Annotated in this window: 10 protein-coding genes; 9 read left to right on the forward strand and 1 reads right to left on the reverse strand. The window is 66.8% G+C overall.

All coding sequences use genetic code 11. From position 1 onward, the window contains the following. Positions 1–463: 463 nt before the first annotated feature. The gene (locus BLS55_RS04220; RefSeq protein WP_092153115.1) at positions 464–1,750 is read left to right on the forward strand and encodes a metallophosphoesterase family protein; all 1,287 of its coding nucleotides are present in this window, start codon (positions 464–466) and stop codon (positions 1,748–1,750) included. Then, the gene (locus tag BLS55_RS04225) at positions 1,750–5,727 is read left to right on the forward strand and encodes an AAA family ATPase (protein ID WP_092153116.1); all 3,978 of its coding nucleotides are present in this window, start codon (positions 1,750–1,752) and stop codon (positions 5,725–5,727) included. The genes BLS55_RS04220 and BLS55_RS04225 overlap by 1 nt, the downstream gene beginning before the upstream one ends. Before the next feature lie 162 nt (positions 5,728–5,889). Here BLS55_RS04225 and BLS55_RS04230 read toward each other — a convergent pair whose 3' ends face one another. Further along, on the reverse strand, positions 5,890–6,885 hold the full coding sequence (locus tag BLS55_RS04230; protein ID WP_180365391.1) for an Ldh family oxidoreductase: 996 nt from the start codon (positions 6,883–6,885) through the stop codon (positions 5,890–5,892). A gap of 219 nt (positions 6,886–7,104) precedes the next feature. Between BLS55_RS04230 and BLS55_RS04235 the strand changes: the two genes are divergently transcribed. The 7 genes from BLS55_RS04235 to sucD all read left to right on the forward strand — a co-directional run bounded on the left by BLS55_RS04235 (position 7,105) and on the right by sucD (position 14,282). After that, on the forward strand, positions 7,105–9,009 hold the full coding sequence (locus BLS55_RS04235; protein ID WP_092153118.1) for a sigma 54-interacting transcriptional regulator: 1,905 nt from the start codon (positions 7,105–7,107) through the stop codon (positions 9,007–9,009). A gap of 237 nt (positions 9,010–9,246) precedes the next feature. After that, positions 9,247–9,513 carry an indolepyruvate ferredoxin oxidoreductase subunit alpha gene (locus BLS55_RS04240; RefSeq protein WP_257243131.1) on the forward strand — a complete coding sequence of 89 codons (267 nt, stop codon included), beginning with the start codon at positions 9,247–9,249 and terminating at the stop codon, positions 9,511–9,513. After that, positions 9,510–10,661 carry a 2-oxoacid:acceptor oxidoreductase subunit alpha gene (locus BLS55_RS04245; RefSeq protein WP_092153120.1) on the forward strand — a complete coding sequence of 384 codons (1,152 nt, stop codon included), beginning with the start codon at positions 9,510–9,512 and terminating at the stop codon, positions 10,659–10,661. The genes BLS55_RS04240 and BLS55_RS04245 overlap by 4 nt, the downstream gene beginning before the upstream one ends. Position 10,662: 1 nt before the next feature. Next, a complete protein-coding gene (locus BLS55_RS04250) occupies positions 10,663–11,460 on the forward strand; it encodes a 2-oxoacid:ferredoxin oxidoreductase subunit beta (RefSeq protein ID WP_092153121.1) in 798 nt (265 codons plus the stop codon). A 4-nt stretch (positions 11,461–11,464) separates the two neighbouring features. Continuing rightward, positions 11,465–12,022 (forward strand): 2-oxoacid:acceptor oxidoreductase family protein, encoded by a 558-nt coding sequence (locus tag BLS55_RS04255; RefSeq protein WP_092153122.1) that lies wholly within the window; start codon positions 11,465–11,467, stop codon positions 12,020–12,022. 215 nt (positions 12,023–12,237) lie between these two features. Beyond that, on the forward strand, positions 12,238–13,410 hold the full coding sequence (gene sucC, locus BLS55_RS04260) for an ADP-forming succinate--CoA ligase subunit beta (RefSeq protein WP_092153123.1): 1,173 nt from the start codon (positions 12,238–12,240) through the stop codon (positions 13,408–13,410). Continuing rightward, entirely contained in the window at positions 13,407–14,282 is an 876-nt protein-coding gene (sucD, locus tag BLS55_RS04265) for a succinate--CoA ligase subunit alpha (RefSeq protein ID WP_092153124.1), read from the forward strand. The genes sucC and sucD overlap by 4 nt, the downstream gene beginning before the upstream one ends. Positions 14,283–14,335 lie beyond the last annotated feature (53 nt).

The raw sequence follows: 14,335 nt of genomic DNA on the forward strand, positions 1-14,335 counted from the left end.
GCCCTTACGCCCGGCGCTCCCCCAGCGCTGTATGGTCTGAAATTTTTCACAAGAAAGAGCGTCATTATCTGCCTGACAGAGCAGGGCATTGAAAGCCCCCTCCAGGCGGCAACATTGTTAAGGATTTAATAGTATCAATTTTCCCTAACAAAAACCAGCCCCCTGCCGGACTTTTCTTTACTTTTTTCACCCGCACAGCCTCTATATATTCAGCTAACAAACTTAAATTTATGATGTTTAAAAAACTTCCGCCCGGCACGCGCGCCGTGGGCCGCGGCGCTGGCCGCGCATCCGCCCTTGCCCCTTGTCAGAACTATTGAAAAAGTCTAGATTATGGCCTTCCGGCAGCTCAAAACCGTCATGCGTGTCCGCCCGGCGCACGCCGCCCAAACGCCCGCCGACGGCTTTTTTCCGCGCCCTGCGCCGCGGCCACCGCCAAAACGGCACAACCCGAGGCTTGCCTATGGACGTTGTACGCTACATCCACGCGGCGGATCTGCACCTGGACACGCCCTTCCTCGGCATCGCCCGCGAAACGGCCCAGGGCGAACACCTGGCCCGCCTCCTGCGCGACGCCGCATTCACCGCCATGGAACGCCTGTTCCGCCTCTGCGAAACGGAAAAACCCCACTTTCTTGTCCTGGCCGGGGACATCTATAATGAAGAGAACCACAGCATCAAAGCCCAGCTCGCCCTGCGCGACGGCTGCCGCCGCCTGGAGGCCGCGGGCGTGCGCGTGTTCCTGGCCCACGGCAACCACGACCCCCTTTCCTCGCGGCTGACGGCCATCGCCTGGCCGGACAACGTGACCGTGTTCGGTCAGGAAGCGGAATGCCGCCCCGTGGAACAGGACGGCCGCGTCATCGCCCTGGTGCACGGCATCAGCCACGCCCGCCTGCGCGAAAACCGCAACCTGGCCCGCCAGTTTCACCGGGATGCGACGCAGAACTGCTTTCAGCTGGGCGTGCTCCATTGCACGCTGGAAGGCCAGACCAAGGCGGACCGCTACGCCCCCTGCACGCTGGAAGACCTCAAAGCCGCCGGGCTGGACGCCTGGGCCCTGGGCCATGTGCACGAGCGCCGCATCCTGTCCCAGACCCCCTTTGTGGCTTACAGCGGCAGCACGCAGGGCCTGCACATCAACGAACCCGGGCCGCGCGGCTGCCTGCGGGTGGGCGTAAGCCCAGCGCCTGGGGGCGGCTACCGCTGCCGGGCGGAGCCCGTGCGCCTGGGCCCCGTGCAGTGGGCCGTGGCCGAGGCGGATCTGGACGGCGTGGAGCAGCTGGACGCGGCCGAAGCGCGCCTTATCGCCGCCCTGGAAGCGGCGGCCGAGGCTACGGAGCCCGGCTGCGAGGCGCTTATCGTCCGGCTGCGGCTGCAGGGCCGCACGGGCCTGGACTCCCTGCTGCGCGACCCGACCCGGCAGGCGGAGCTCACGGAACGTCTGGAAGGCCTGCAGACGGCTACGCCCGGCATCTGGATCAAGGACGTGCAGGCGGATACCAGCCCCCTGCTGGATATGGAAGCCGCCCTGGCCCGTGAAGACCTGCTGGGCGAAACCCTGCGCCTGGCGCAAAAGCTGGAGCGCGGGCCGGAAGACGACCTGACCGCCCTGACGGACGCGGCCCTGGCCCCCCTCTACAGCCACAACCAGCTGCGCAAACTGCTTGCGCCTCTGGATGCGTCACAACGCCGCGCCCTGCTGGAAGAAGCCCGGCGGCTGTGCACGGATCTGCTGGAGGTCCGCTGATGTATATCCAGTCTTTTCATATGGACGGCTTCGGCATTTTTGCCGATGCGGGGGTAGAAAAGCTCTCCCCCGGCCTGACCGTTTTTCTGGGGCAGAACGAGGCCGGCAAATCCACCTGCCTGGAATTTCTGCGCACCGCCCTCACAGGCTACCCCGCGCCCCACAGCAATGAAGGCAAGGCCATCCCCGGCCCCCTGCGGGGCGGCAGGGCGGGCGGCAGCCTCACCCTCAACGCCGGGAAGGACGGCCTGCTGCGCCTGACCCGACGCCCCGGCGCGAACGGCCTCACCCTGCTGGACGAAGCGGGCCACGCCCTGGACCCCGCTGTCCTCCAGCGCCTGCTGGCCGGCGTGGATCGGGAGGTCTACCGCAACGTGTTCGGCTTCAGCCTTACGGAGCTGGAAAACCTCAAAAGCCTCACGGCCGAGGGCGTGCGCAACGCCCTCTACGGCGCGAGCTTCGGGCCCGGCCTGCGCTCCCCCGCCGAGGCGCTCAAGGCCCTGGAAAATCAGACCACGGCCATTTTCAAGCCCGGGGGCAGCGTGCCGCTTCTCAACAAGGCCCTGCGCGAATTTACGGATCTGCACAAAAAAATTGCCGAGCTGGAACAGGAAAGTGCGGGTTACGACGCCCTGGCCGCCGAGCTGGCCGCCTGCCGGGAAGACCTGCGCCAGACCCGCCACCGCCGCACCGCCCTGGAGGCCGAGCGCCGCCTGCTGGAGCGCCGCCTGCACGTCTGGCTGCAGTGGAACGAATGGCGCATGGCCGGCGTGCAGCTGGAGCGCCTGGAACCGGAAGGCGCGGCCTTTCCTGAAGACGGCCGGGCCCGCCTGGCCCGCGCCCAGGAAGCCGGCGAAAGCTGCCGGCGCAACCTGGCCGCCGAAGAGGAAAAACTGCGCCTGCTGCGGGAACGGCGAAACGCCGTAACCCTGGACCCGCCCCTGCTGGAAGCCCTGCCCGCCCTGCGCAGGCTTACAGAGCGCAAAAGCGGCTTCCGGCGGGCCGAAGGCGCGCTGACCGCACAGGAAGCCGCCTGCCGCCGGACCGAAGAAAATCTGCAGCGCGAGCTCGCCCGCCTGGGCCCAGGCTGGACCTGCCAGCGCATCCGCGCCACGGATCGCTCCCTTTTCGCCCGGGAGGGCCTGGAAAAACAGGCCAAGGAGATGGACACCGCCATATCCGCCCACCAGGCCGCCGTAGGCACCCTGCACCAGTGCAATCAGGAAGCGGCCGCTGCCGAACGCGAAGCCGCGGCCGCGGCGCAGACTCTGGAGGCCCTGCCCACTCCGGCAGCCCTTGTGGACGACCAGACCCGCGACGATCTGCGCCAGGCCCTGGCCCGACATGAAGAGGCCTCTCGCCAGCGTCCCGCGCGCCTGGCCGCCGTGCAGGAGGCCCGCACTACCTTTTCCCGCGCCTATGCCCCCCTGCGGCTCGGCGGTGCTGCCGGAAGCGAAAAAAACGACCAGGAAGCCGGGCGCATCCTGGACGACCTCCTGACGCGCCAGGACGAAGCCCTGGATCTGGCCGCGCAGGTGCAGGCCCAGCTCGCCCAGGCCGAAGAGGCGCTGCAGGCCGTGCGCCGCAGTGAAGGCGAAGCCGCGGACGCCAAAAACCGCATGGAACGCCTGCGCGAGGAGCAACGCGTCCTCAACGGCCCGGCCCGCGACGTGCTGAACAATCAGGCCACAGCCCTGCGCCAGCTGCGCGCCCTTGCCGCCAACCTCAGTACGGAGCAGGACCGCCTGGCGGACCTGGAGGGCCGCCTCACCAGTGAAGCGCCCGGCAGCCGCATAAAAAGCCTGCCCATGCTGGTCCTGGGCGCGCTGCTGTTCCTGGCCGGGGCCGCCATGTTCTTTGCCGCCTGGCGGCTGGGCGTGACCGCCCTGCCGCTGACGCAGGAGCTTGTCGTTCCCGTTAAGCTGGAGTTCAGCTATCTGCTGTTGTGCTGCGGCGTGGTGTTTCTGACCGTAGGCGCGCCCCACGACGGCCCGGAACGCCGCCGCCGCAAAAACGAATTTGCCCACTTGCAAAGCCGCCGCAACGCCTGCGCCGTCCATGTGGCCGAGCTGGAAGAGCAGGCCCGGCAGCTCTGCGCCGCTGCGGACGTGCCCCACATGGACCTGATCACCCTGGAGGCCACAGAAGTGCGCCTGGAGCGGGAACGCGAACTCTGCTTCCGCGAAGAACGCGCCCGCAAGGATATGGAAACGCTGCGCCAGAGCCTGGACCAGATCCGCGCGGAGCTGGCCCGGCGGCAGACCGCCCACGCGGCCGCCGAAGCGCAGGTGCAGCAGGTGCGCCGCCGCTGGCACGAATGCCTGCTGGCTTTGCATGTGGGCAACGTGCCCGCGCCCGAAGGCGCGGCCGCCTTTTTTGCCCGGGTGGAAGCGGCCCGCTTGGCTCTGGGCGGCGCAGCCGCCGCTCAAGCCGAGCTGGAAAGCCTGGATGCGGACCTGCGCGCGCAGGAGGCCCGGATGCGCGCCGTGCCCGCCGTAGCCGAGCTGCTGCCGGAACAGGCGGACGCCGCGGCCCTTACCCGCGCCGTGCGCCAGGTGCTGGATTCCTGCCGTGAAGCGGACGCCGCCAGGGAGCAGCGCATCAAAGCCGAAGCCGCACTGCACAACGCCCAAAGCGAATGCCGCCGCGCCGCGGACCGGCAGGCCCGGGCCGCCGCCGCCCAGCAGCAGGCCGAGGAACGCCTTGCCGCCGCACAGGGAATCTGGAGCGCCAGCCTGGAAGGCCTGGGCCTGGACGCGAGCCTTAACCCGGAAACCGTCCGTCAGGCCTTTGCCTCCATGGAGACCTGCCTGGCCGCCGCCGCCGAGCTGGAGCGCGCCCAGGCGGCACTGGCCCAGAGCCGGACGGAACTGGCCGCCCTGCGCGAGCCGCTGGCAAGCCTGCTTACGGATCTGCACCGGGAGCCGGAACGCGACGCCGACGGCACGCCGCGCTGGCTGGAAAGCCTGGACGCCGCCCTGGCCGCAGCGGAAAGTGCCGCCGAAGCCCAGGCCCAGCACGACGAACTGGAACGCCGCGCGGCCGAACAGGCGGACGCCGCAGCCGCAGCCACAGCCGCACTGGAGGCGGCGGACCTGACCCAGCAGAGCCTGCTGGCCCTGGCTGGCGCGCGGGACGCGGAGCATTTTCTGCACCTGGCCGCCCTGCACGACGAACGGGAACAACTGCGCCAGCGCCGGCAATACCTGGAAGACGCTTTGCGCCTGGCGGCGGAGGGCGCGCCCCTGGAGGCTTTTCTGGCCGGGTTTGCCGATGCGGACCAGGAAACGCAGGAGCGGCGCTGCGCCGCCATTGACGAAGAACTGCCGACACTGCAGGAGCGGGAGGACGCCCTGGCCGCCAAGGCCAACCAGCTGGCCGGCCGGGTGGAAGCCCTCTCCTGCGCGGACGAGCTGGCCCGCCTGCGCCAGCAGGAAGCCTCCGTAAAGGAAAGCATGGAACGCCTAGCCGCCCGCTGGAGCCGCGCCGCCCTGGCCCGATCGCTCCTGGCTTCAGCCAAGCGCACGTTTGAAGAGGAACGCCAGCCAGAGGTCATCCGCCTGGCTTCCCAGATTTTCAGCCGCGTCACGGACCGCCGCTGGCGGGGCATCAGCGCTTCGCTGGAGGACGCCAGCCTGCGCATTCTGCCTGCCGAAGGCGAAGCCGTGGGGCCGGAGGCCCTCAGCCGGGGCGCGCGGGAGCAGGCCTATCTGGCCCTGCGGCTGGCCTACATCAAAAACCACGCGGCCCACGCCGCGCCCCTGCCCGTCATCATGGACGAAGTGCTGGTCAACTTTGACCCGCGCCGGGCGGAACGCATGGCGCGCGCCTTTGTGGACCTCACGGGCGGCACTCCGGAGGCGGCCCACCAGCTGCTCTACTTCACCTGCCAGCCGCACACCGTGGATCTGCTGCGCAAGACGGACCCCGGCGCGGCTGTGCTGCTGGTGGAGGACGGCCGCATCCGCGCGGCCTGATCCGCCCTCTGACCTGCAAGGCGAAAAAACCACAAAGCACGCTGCCTCCGTACAGGGCAGCGTGCTTTTTACAGCGCCAAAGCGCGGCGCGCGGCAGTTTCGGGCAAAGGGCCAGGCGGCGCAAAATACGCACGGGCTCCTGCCCGGATTGCCCGCAAGCACTTATTCCAGGGCGTGCAGCTGGGCGCAGAGCTCGTCGGGCAGGCTGATGCTGCCGGCGGCCTGGGCGGCCTCCCGCAGCCGGATGCGCCGGTCCCCCGGCAGGCGCGCGCCGGGCTGCGCTGTAATGGCCCCCAGCAGCAGTTCCAGCCGATCCGCAAAATCCGCTCCCGCCAGGCTGCCGGGGTCTATGGCCACAAAACTCTGGCCCAGACGCGGCGCAGGGCCGTCGGGCGTGAACAGGGAAGAAGCCTCAATAGCCAGGGCAGCGCCGGGCAGCACCCCGGCCAGAATCTCCACCATCAGGGCCAGGGCGTAGCCCTTGGGACCGCCAAAGGGCAGCAAGGCTCCGTCAAAAGCCTTGGCCGCATCCCGCGTGGGATTTCCCTCGGCGTCCACGGCCGCGCCTTCAGGGATCAGTTCCCCTTTTTTGGCGGCCTGCAGCACCTTGCCGCGGGCCAGCAGGCCCATGGAAAGGTCAATGACCAACGGCGGCGCGTCCTTGCGCGGGCAGGCCATGGCCAGGGGGTTAGTGCCGAAAACCCCTTTGCGCCCGCCATAGGGGGCCAGAGAAGCCGGGCTGTTGGCAAAGCCCAGAGCCAGCAGCCCCTGCGCAGCCAGATCGGCCACAGGAAAGCCCAGCACGCCCGCGTGGTGCGAATTGCACACCCCCATCAGGGCAATGCCCTGCGCCTTGGCGGCTGCGGCCAGCTCCGGCAGGCCTGCGGCAAAAGCTCTGAAGGCAAAGCCGCAACAGGCGTCCACCCGCACCACGCCGGGCCGGGGGCGGGAAACGAGCGGATCGGCGCGGCCGTCCACCTTGCCCGTGTCCGCCTGGCCCACATAATAGGGAATGCGCGAAAACCCGTGGGAGGGAATGCCCTCCATCTCCGCCCGCAGCAAGGCCGCTATGGTGGGAACGGCGTTTTGTTCGCTGACCTTGTGCCGCACAAGAATGCCCTCGCCCAGTTGCCGAGCGTCCTCTAAAGAAATATTCATGGTTCGCTTCCGTTGGTTGACCGTGTGCCTTGCCGCCGCGCGCGCCCGGACGGGCGGTGCCCACGCCGCCGCATAACCGCGCGCCTTGCGCCGGCGCTGTATGAAACCTTTCCAGATTGACAAATTCACGCCCCGACGTCGAGGGGAAAACAGCCCTCCTTCCGCCTTGCGCATTTGCCCGTCGCTCCCTATAGTCCAGGAGCATCAGTCGAGGAAAGCATGTCCCCCATTGTCGTTATCGCCCCTGAAAGCGCCAGTTACCAGATCGTCCAGCGGGTCGCCGCGGAGCTGGGCCTGCAGGACAAAATCCGCCTTCACCTCACCGGTCTCAGCCGTTCGCTGGCCGTAGCCCAGGAGGCCGAAAAACAGGGCGCGCAGGTCATTGTAGTGCGCGGCTGGTCCGCCAATCAGATCCTTGAGGCAGGCATCAAAGTGCCTGTGGTTTTTCTGCCCATCAGCATGCAGGATCTGGTCTGCGTTCTGGGGCAGGCCACGGCCAAGTCCCCCAAACGCCGCCCGCGCCTGGGCATTGTGGTCTACCCCCAGCTGCAGCAAGAGCTGGCCGCCATCAGCACTCTGCTGCGCCCGGATCTGCGCATCTACCCCAGCGATTTCCACTCCGAAGACATGCGCCGGGCCCTCGCCCAGGCCGCCGCGGACAATGTGGACGTCATCATCGGGGGCGAAACCTCCGTCAACATCGCCGAAAGCCTGGGCTTGCGCAGCCAGCTGCTTATCTGCGGCGAGGCCTCCATCCGCCAGGCCCTGCGGGAAGCCCAGCGCATCGTCTACGCGCGCGAGCTGGAGCAGGCCCAGAGCCTCAAATTCAAAACGGTCATCGAGCATTCCCACGACGGCATCGTTTCCCTGGACGCGGCGGGCCGCGTGCTTTTGATCAACCCTGTGGCCCGGCGCATGCTCCGCCTCAAAAACGACATCACCCACCATCCGTTCAAAAGCATCCTGGACCTGCCCCATTTGGAGCGCTGTCTGCTGCTCGGGGCCAGCGTGGTGGACGAGATGGCCACGGTGGAAGGCCGCAAACTGCTGTTCTCCGCCATTCCCATCCATGTGGCCGGCGCGGTGCACGGCGCGGTTATCACCTTTCAGGAACCGCGCGCCATTGCCGCCAAAGAAAGCAAGATCCGCCACGAAGACGCCGAAATGACGGCCGAACACACCTTTGAGGATATTCTGGGCACGTCCCCGGCCATTCTGACGGCCATAGCCCGCGCGCGCAAGTTCGCCCCGGCCCGGCAGCCCGTGCTTATCCAGGGCGAAACAGGCACGGGCAAAGAGCTTTTTGCCCAGGCCATCCACAATGCCGGGCCCCGCAGCCAGGAGGCCTTCGTGGCCGTCAACTGCGGCGCGCTGCCGCAATCGCTTCTGGAATCGGAGCTCTTCGGCTATGAGGACGGCGCGTTTACCGGCGCCAGCCGCAAAGGCAAACCCGGCCTGTTTGAAATGGCGCACCTGGGCACCCTTTTTCTGGACGAAATAGGCGAGATGGACCTGCGGGCCCAGCAACGCCTGCTGCGCGTGCTGGAAACCCAGCGCGTTCTGCGCATCAGCGGCACCCGCAACATCCGGGTGGACGTGCGGATCATCGCCGCCACCAACGCCAACCTGTGGGAAAGGGTTCGCAAAGGGCGCTTCCGCGCCGATCTGTTCTACCGCCTCTCCGTGCTGGTGCTGCCCCTGCCGCCCCTGCGCCAACGCCCCGACGACATTGAGCTGCTGGCCCGCCACTTTTTCGCTGAGGCCGAGGACGACATAAACGCCCTCCCCCCGCTGGATCAGGAAGCGCTGGAGGTGCTCCGCAACCATCCCTGGTCCGGCAACGTGCGCGAGCTGCGCTACTTCATTCAGCGCCTGCGCGTCACAGGCCCCGCCCACCTGGATGCGCCAACCCTCAAAGCCGAACTCCTCCCCCCCCTCCACCCCCAGGCCGCGCCCAGCCTTCAGGCCCCCACGCCCCATGCCGACCAGGAAGAAACCGACGAACGCTCGCGCATCCGCGCAGCTCTCGAAGCCTGTCACGGGCATCAGGGCAATGCGGCGAGGCTGCTGCAGATCAGCCGCAGCACTCTGTTCCGCAAAATGCGCAAACTGGGCCTGCGCTGACTCCCTCCCCTCCCAATTGCGTCAGCAATGACACAATCTGCACCAGAATGACGCATAATGTTGCATGCCCGAAACAGCTATGTGACATATGCCGCTATTGATACCATAGCCGGCTTGTTATCCTGTCGAATGTCCTAGTTTATTTAAAAAATCGCGTTCCCTGGCACGGAGCTTGCTCTTCCCCAGGCATACGAGCCTTCCCTCCGCCCGGCGGGGGACGCGGCCCGGACACCACTTGTGAACCAGCCGCGTGTGCGGCGCAACATCAGCCAATGGGGATTTCGGATGGTCTACATCAATCGCCAATGGTGCAAAGGCTGCGGCATCTGCGTGGCCTTTTGTCCCAAGAAGGCGCTGTCTCTGGATGACGCGGGCAAGGCCTGCCATGATCCTGAGCTGTGCGTGGAGTGTGGCATGTGCGAACAGTACTGTCCCGACCTGGCCGTGACGGTGGAAAAAACCGCCAGGGCAAGCAAGGCCGGCAACGGCAAGGAGGCCGCATGAGCGAGGGCGAAATCCGTTTCGTGCAGGGCAACGAGGCCTGTGTGCGCGGCGCTCTGTATGCCGGGGTGCGTTTTTTTGCGGGCTACCCCATCACCCCATCCACCGAGGTGGCCGAGCACCTGGCGGAGCAGCTGCCCCGCGTGGGCGGCAAGTTTGTGCAGATGGAGGATGAAATCGCCTCCATGTGCGCGGTGTGCGGGGCTTCCCTGGCCGGGTCCAAGGCCATGACCGCCACCAGCGGGCCGGGCTTTTCCCTCAAGCAGGAGGCCATCGGCTATGCGGTCATGGCCGAGATTCCCTGCGTGGTGGTCAACGTGCAGCGCGGCGGGCCTTCCACAGGCCTGCCCACCAAGGTGGCCCAGGGCGACGTGAACCAAGCCCGCTGGGGCACCCACGGCGACCACGCCATCATCGTGCTCACGGCGTCCACCATTCAGGACGTGTTCAGCATCACGGTGGAGGCCTTCAACCTGGCCGAAACCTACCGCACGCCGGTCATCCTGCTGTTTGACGAGGTGGTGGGCCACATGCGCGAAAAGCTCTTCATCCCGCCGGCGGGCGAGCTGCCCGTGGTGGAGCGCCTGCGTACGGACGTGGCCGCGGGGGTCAACTACCACCCCTACCTGCCGCGCGAGGACGGCCGCCTGCCCATGTCGGACTTCGGCGGCGTGCACCGCTACAACGTCACGGGCCTGTTCCACGACATCTGGGGCTTCCCCACGGAGAATCCGGAACAGGTCAGCAAGCTGGCCTACCACCTGGTGGACAAGATCGAAAACCGCGCCCACCTGCTGGCCCGCTGGAAGGAATTCTACCTGGAGGATGCGGAGCACATCATCATCTCCTACGGCTCCTCGGCGCGCAGCGCGCGGCACCTGGTGGAGACCCGCCGCGCCAAGGGCGACCGCATCGGCCTGCTGGAGCTGCAGACCCTCTGGCCCTTCCCGGCCCAGCTGGTGCGGGAAAAAACCGCCCACGCCCGCAACATTTTTGTGGTGGAGATGAACATGGGCCAGGTCACCACCCAGGTGAAGCAGGTGGTGCAGAAGCCGGACCGCGTGTTCCTGGTCAACCGCATGGACGGCATCATGGTCACGCCCACGGATATCGGCAAAGTCATGCGGGTTATTGAAGGAAGGGGGTTCTGAGATGAGCGTGCAGAATATCCGGGAGCGGTTCTTCCCCCACATCTGGTGTCCCGGCTGCGGCCACGGCACCATCCTTAACAACCTGCTGCACACCGTGCAGGAACTGCAGATAGATCCCTCCAACATGTGCATGGTTTCGGGCATCGGCTGCTCGGCGCGCATTTCCGGCTATGTGGATTTTCACAGCATGCACACCCTGCACGGCCGGGCCCTGGCCTGCGCCACGGGCATCAAGCTGACCCGGCCGGAGCTCAACGTGGTGGTGCCCATGGGCGACGGCGACGCCATGGCCATTGGCGGCAACCACTTTATCCACGCCTGCCGCCGCAATATCGACATGGTGGCCATCATCATGAACAACCGCATCTACGGCATGACCGGCGGGCAGTACTCGCCCCTTTCCGGCGAGGGCATCCTGGCCACCACCGCGCCCTACCACAGCATTGACCACGCCTTTGACACGGTGAAGCTGGCTACTGGCGCGGGGGCCTCCTTTGTGGCCCGCACCACTACCTTCCACGTCAAGGAGATCGTGAGCCTGCTCAAAAAGGCCTTTGCCCACAAGGGCTTCGCCGTGGTGGAAATCCTCACCCAGTGCCCCACCTACTTCGGGCGCAAGAACAAGATGGGCGGGGCCGTGCAGATGCTGGAATGGTACCGCGACAATACCGCCCCCCTGGGCTCCAAAAAGCTGGAGGAGAACCCCAACCTCATTCCCCGCGGCGTGTTCGTGGACGAACAGCGCCCCGAATACTGCGAGGAATACGCCAAAATCATCGCCAAGGCCCACAAGGAGTAGCCCCATGGAAAGATACCGTTTTCTTCTCTCCGGCTCCGGGGGCCAGGGCATCATCACCATGGCCATCCTGCTGGCCGAAGCGGCGGCCCTGTACGAAGGGCTGGTGGCCGTGCAGTCCCAGTCCTACGGCCCGGAAGCCCGCGGCGGGGCCACCCGCTCGGACGTGATTATCGCGGACAGCGAGATCTTCTTCCCCAAGGTCAACCAGCCCAACGTGCTGGTGGCCCTTACCGACGAATCCGCCGCCAAGTACCTGCCGCTTATCCGGCCCGGCGGCATGTGCCTTTACGACAGCGACCTGGTGCACCCCTCGGCCCGCATCGACGCCCGGCGCGTGGGCCTGCCCCTGTTCCACGCCGTAAAGGAAGCCTTTAACGGCAAAACCCAGGCCTTCAACATCTGCGTGCTGGGGGCCCTGGCTACCCTGACCAAGGCCGTGCGCCTGGAATCCCTGGAAAAAGCCCTGGCCGACCGCTTTGCTCCGGCCTTCCACGAAAGCAACAAAAAAGCCCTCCACCTGGGCGCGCAGATGGCCGCGGCCGCGCCTTCGGCCCAGGCGTAAGGGGAAACTGCCTCCGGCGGCCAGGGGGGCACGCCCCCCTGGACCCCCTTTTCACCGCTCCTGGTCCCACAAGGCTTGTTTCAGGGTACGCCCAGCGCGTTTCCTGAGAGAATAAAAGTTTTTGGGGGTGGGGGCGTGGGGGAGGAGACCCTTTTTCAAAAGGGTCCCTCCCCCACAAAAAAACAACAAAATAACAACATAACAAAGGCTTATCCATGAATATTCACGAATACCAGGCAAAGGGCCTGCTGGGCCAGTTCGGCGTGCCCGTGCCCGCGGGAGCGCTGGCGGCCACGGCGGCCGAGGCCCGCGCCGCGGCGGCAGGCCTGCCGGGCCCGGTGTGGGTGGTCAAGGCGCAGATCCACGCGGGCGGCCGGGGCAAAGGCGGCGGCGTGCAGGTCTGCAAGAATCTGGACGCAGTGGAGGCCGCGGCCGGGCACATCATCGGCATGCAGCTCATCACGCACCAGACCGGGCCGGAAGGTAAGAAGGTGCACAAGGTCTGGGTGGAGCAGGGCACGGAGATTGCCCGCGAGCTCTACCTGGCCGTGGTGCTGGACCGGGGCGCGCAGCGCCTGACGGTCATGGCCTCGCCCGACGGCGGCATGGACATTGAAGACGTGGCCGCGCGCACGCCGGAGCGCATTTTTACCACCAGGCTGGACGGCGGGCACCACATCTGGCCGTACCAGGCGCGGCAGCTCTTCTTTGGCTGCGGGCTCACGCCGGAGCAGGTGGGCAAGGGCGCGGCCCTGGTGCAGAACCTGGTGCGCCTGGCCGTGGAAAAGGACGCCGTGCTGGTGGAGATCAATCCCCTGGCCGTGACCACGGCGGGGGACATTGTGGCCCTGGACGCCAAGATGGATTTTGACGAAAGCGCCCTCAAACGCCACCCGGACGTGGCCGCCATGGACGACCCAGAGGAAGGCGACCCCCTGGAGCGCAAGGCGCGGGAGCTGGGCGTGAACTATGTGCGCCTCTCCGGCTATGTGGGCACCATGGTCAACGGCGCGGGCCTGGCCATGGCCACTATGGACGCCATCAAGCAGGCCGGGGCGGCGCCCGCCAACTTTCTGGACGCGGGCGGCGGGGCCAACGAGCAGATGGTGGCCGCGGGCTTTGAAGTCATGCTCTCCGATCCGCATGTGCGGGGCATCCTGATCAATATTTTCGGCGGCATATTGCGCTGCGACATCGTGGCCCAGGGCGTGGTCAACGCGGCCCGCAAGGTGGACCTGCGCCTGCCCCTGGTGGTGCGGCTGGAAGGCACCAATGTGGAAGAAGGCCGGCGCATCCTCAGGGAAAGCGGTCTGAACTTTGAAACGGCGGCCTCCATGAGCGAGGCGGCGCACAAAATTGCGGCCCTCACCGCTGGAGGTGCGGCATGAGCATATTGGTCAACAAAGACACGCGCGTGCTGGTGCAGGGCCTCACGGGGCGCGAAGGCCGCTTCCATACGGAGCAGATGCTGGCCTACGGCACCCAGGTGGTGGCGGGCTGCACGCCGGGCAAGGGCGGACAAAGCGTGCTGGGCGTGCCCGTGTTCAACACCGTGGCTGCGGCCGTGAAGGCAACGGGCGCGGACGTGAGCGTGGTTTTTGTGCCCGCAAGCGTGGCCGCGGACGCCGTGTGTGAGGCCGCAGACGCGGGCCTGCGCCTGGTCATCTGCATTACGGAGCACATCCCGGTGCTGGACATGGTGCGGGTCAAGGCCCGACTCAAGGACACGGGCACGCAGCTGGTGGGCCCCAACTGCCCAGGGGTCATCACTCCCGGCCAGTGCAAGATCGGCATCCAGCCCGGCTACATCCACAAGCCCGGCTCCGTAGGGGTGATCAGCCGCTCCGGCACCCTGACCTATGAGGCCGTGCACCAGCTTACAGCGCAGGGCCTGGGCCAGAGCACCTGCGTGGGCATCGGCGGCGACCCCGTGCCAGGCCTGTACTTTACGGATCTGCTCAAAATGTTCCGGGAAGACCCGGAAACCGAAGCCGTCTGCCTGATCGGCGAAATTGGCGGCGACGGGGAAGAAAAGGCCGCCGCCTACATCAAAGAAAGCGCCTACCCCAAGCCGGTGTTCGGCTTCATTGCCGGGCTTACGGCCCCCAAGGGCAAGCGCATGGGCCACGCCGGGGCCATCATCAGCGGTTCCAAAGGCCGGGGCGAGGACAAAATCGCCGCCCTGGAGGCTGCGGGCGTGACCATCATCCACGAGCTCGGCCGCCTGGGCGAAACCGTAGCCGGAACGTTGCGGGCTTAGCCCTCCAGGCCCGCAGGCGGAGGGGCCTTGTCATGCCGCCCCTTCGCCTTCCA

Source organism: Desulfovibrio legallii, from assembly GCF_900102485.1.
Taxonomy (GTDB): domain Bacteria; phylum Desulfobacterota; class Desulfovibrionia; order Desulfovibrionales; family Desulfovibrionaceae; genus Desulfovibrio; species Desulfovibrio legallii_A.

Coding starts and splice junctions, on each gene's coding strand:
- BLS55_RS04220 (WP_092153115.1), top strand. CDS start 464: ATGGACGTTGTACGCTACATCCACGCGGCGGATCTGCACCTGGACACG.
- BLS55_RS04235 (WP_092153118.1), top strand. CDS start 7,105: ATGTCCCCCATTGTCGTTATCGCCCCTGAAAGCGCCAGTTACCAGATC.
- BLS55_RS04250 (WP_092153121.1), top strand. CDS start 10,663: ATGAGCGTGCAGAATATCCGGGAGCGGTTCTTCCCCCACATCTGGTGT.
- BLS55_RS04255 (WP_092153122.1), top strand. CDS start 11,465: ATGGAAAGATACCGTTTTCTTCTCTCCGGCTCCGGGGGCCAGGGCATC.
- sucD (WP_092153124.1), top strand. CDS start 13,407: ATGAGCATATTGGTCAACAAAGACACGCGCGTGCTGGTGCAGGGCCTC.
- BLS55_RS04225 (WP_092153116.1), top strand. CDS start 1,750: ATGTATATCCAGTCTTTTCATATGGACGGCTTCGGCATTTTTGCCGAT.
- BLS55_RS04230 (WP_180365391.1), bottom strand. CDS start 6,885: ATGAATATTTCTTTAGAGGACGCTCGGCAACTGGGCGAGGGCATTCTT.
- BLS55_RS04245 (WP_092153120.1), top strand. CDS start 9,510: ATGAGCGAGGGCGAAATCCGTTTCGTGCAGGGCAACGAGGCCTGTGTG.
- sucC (WP_092153123.1), top strand. CDS start 12,238: ATGAATATTCACGAATACCAGGCAAAGGGCCTGCTGGGCCAGTTCGGC.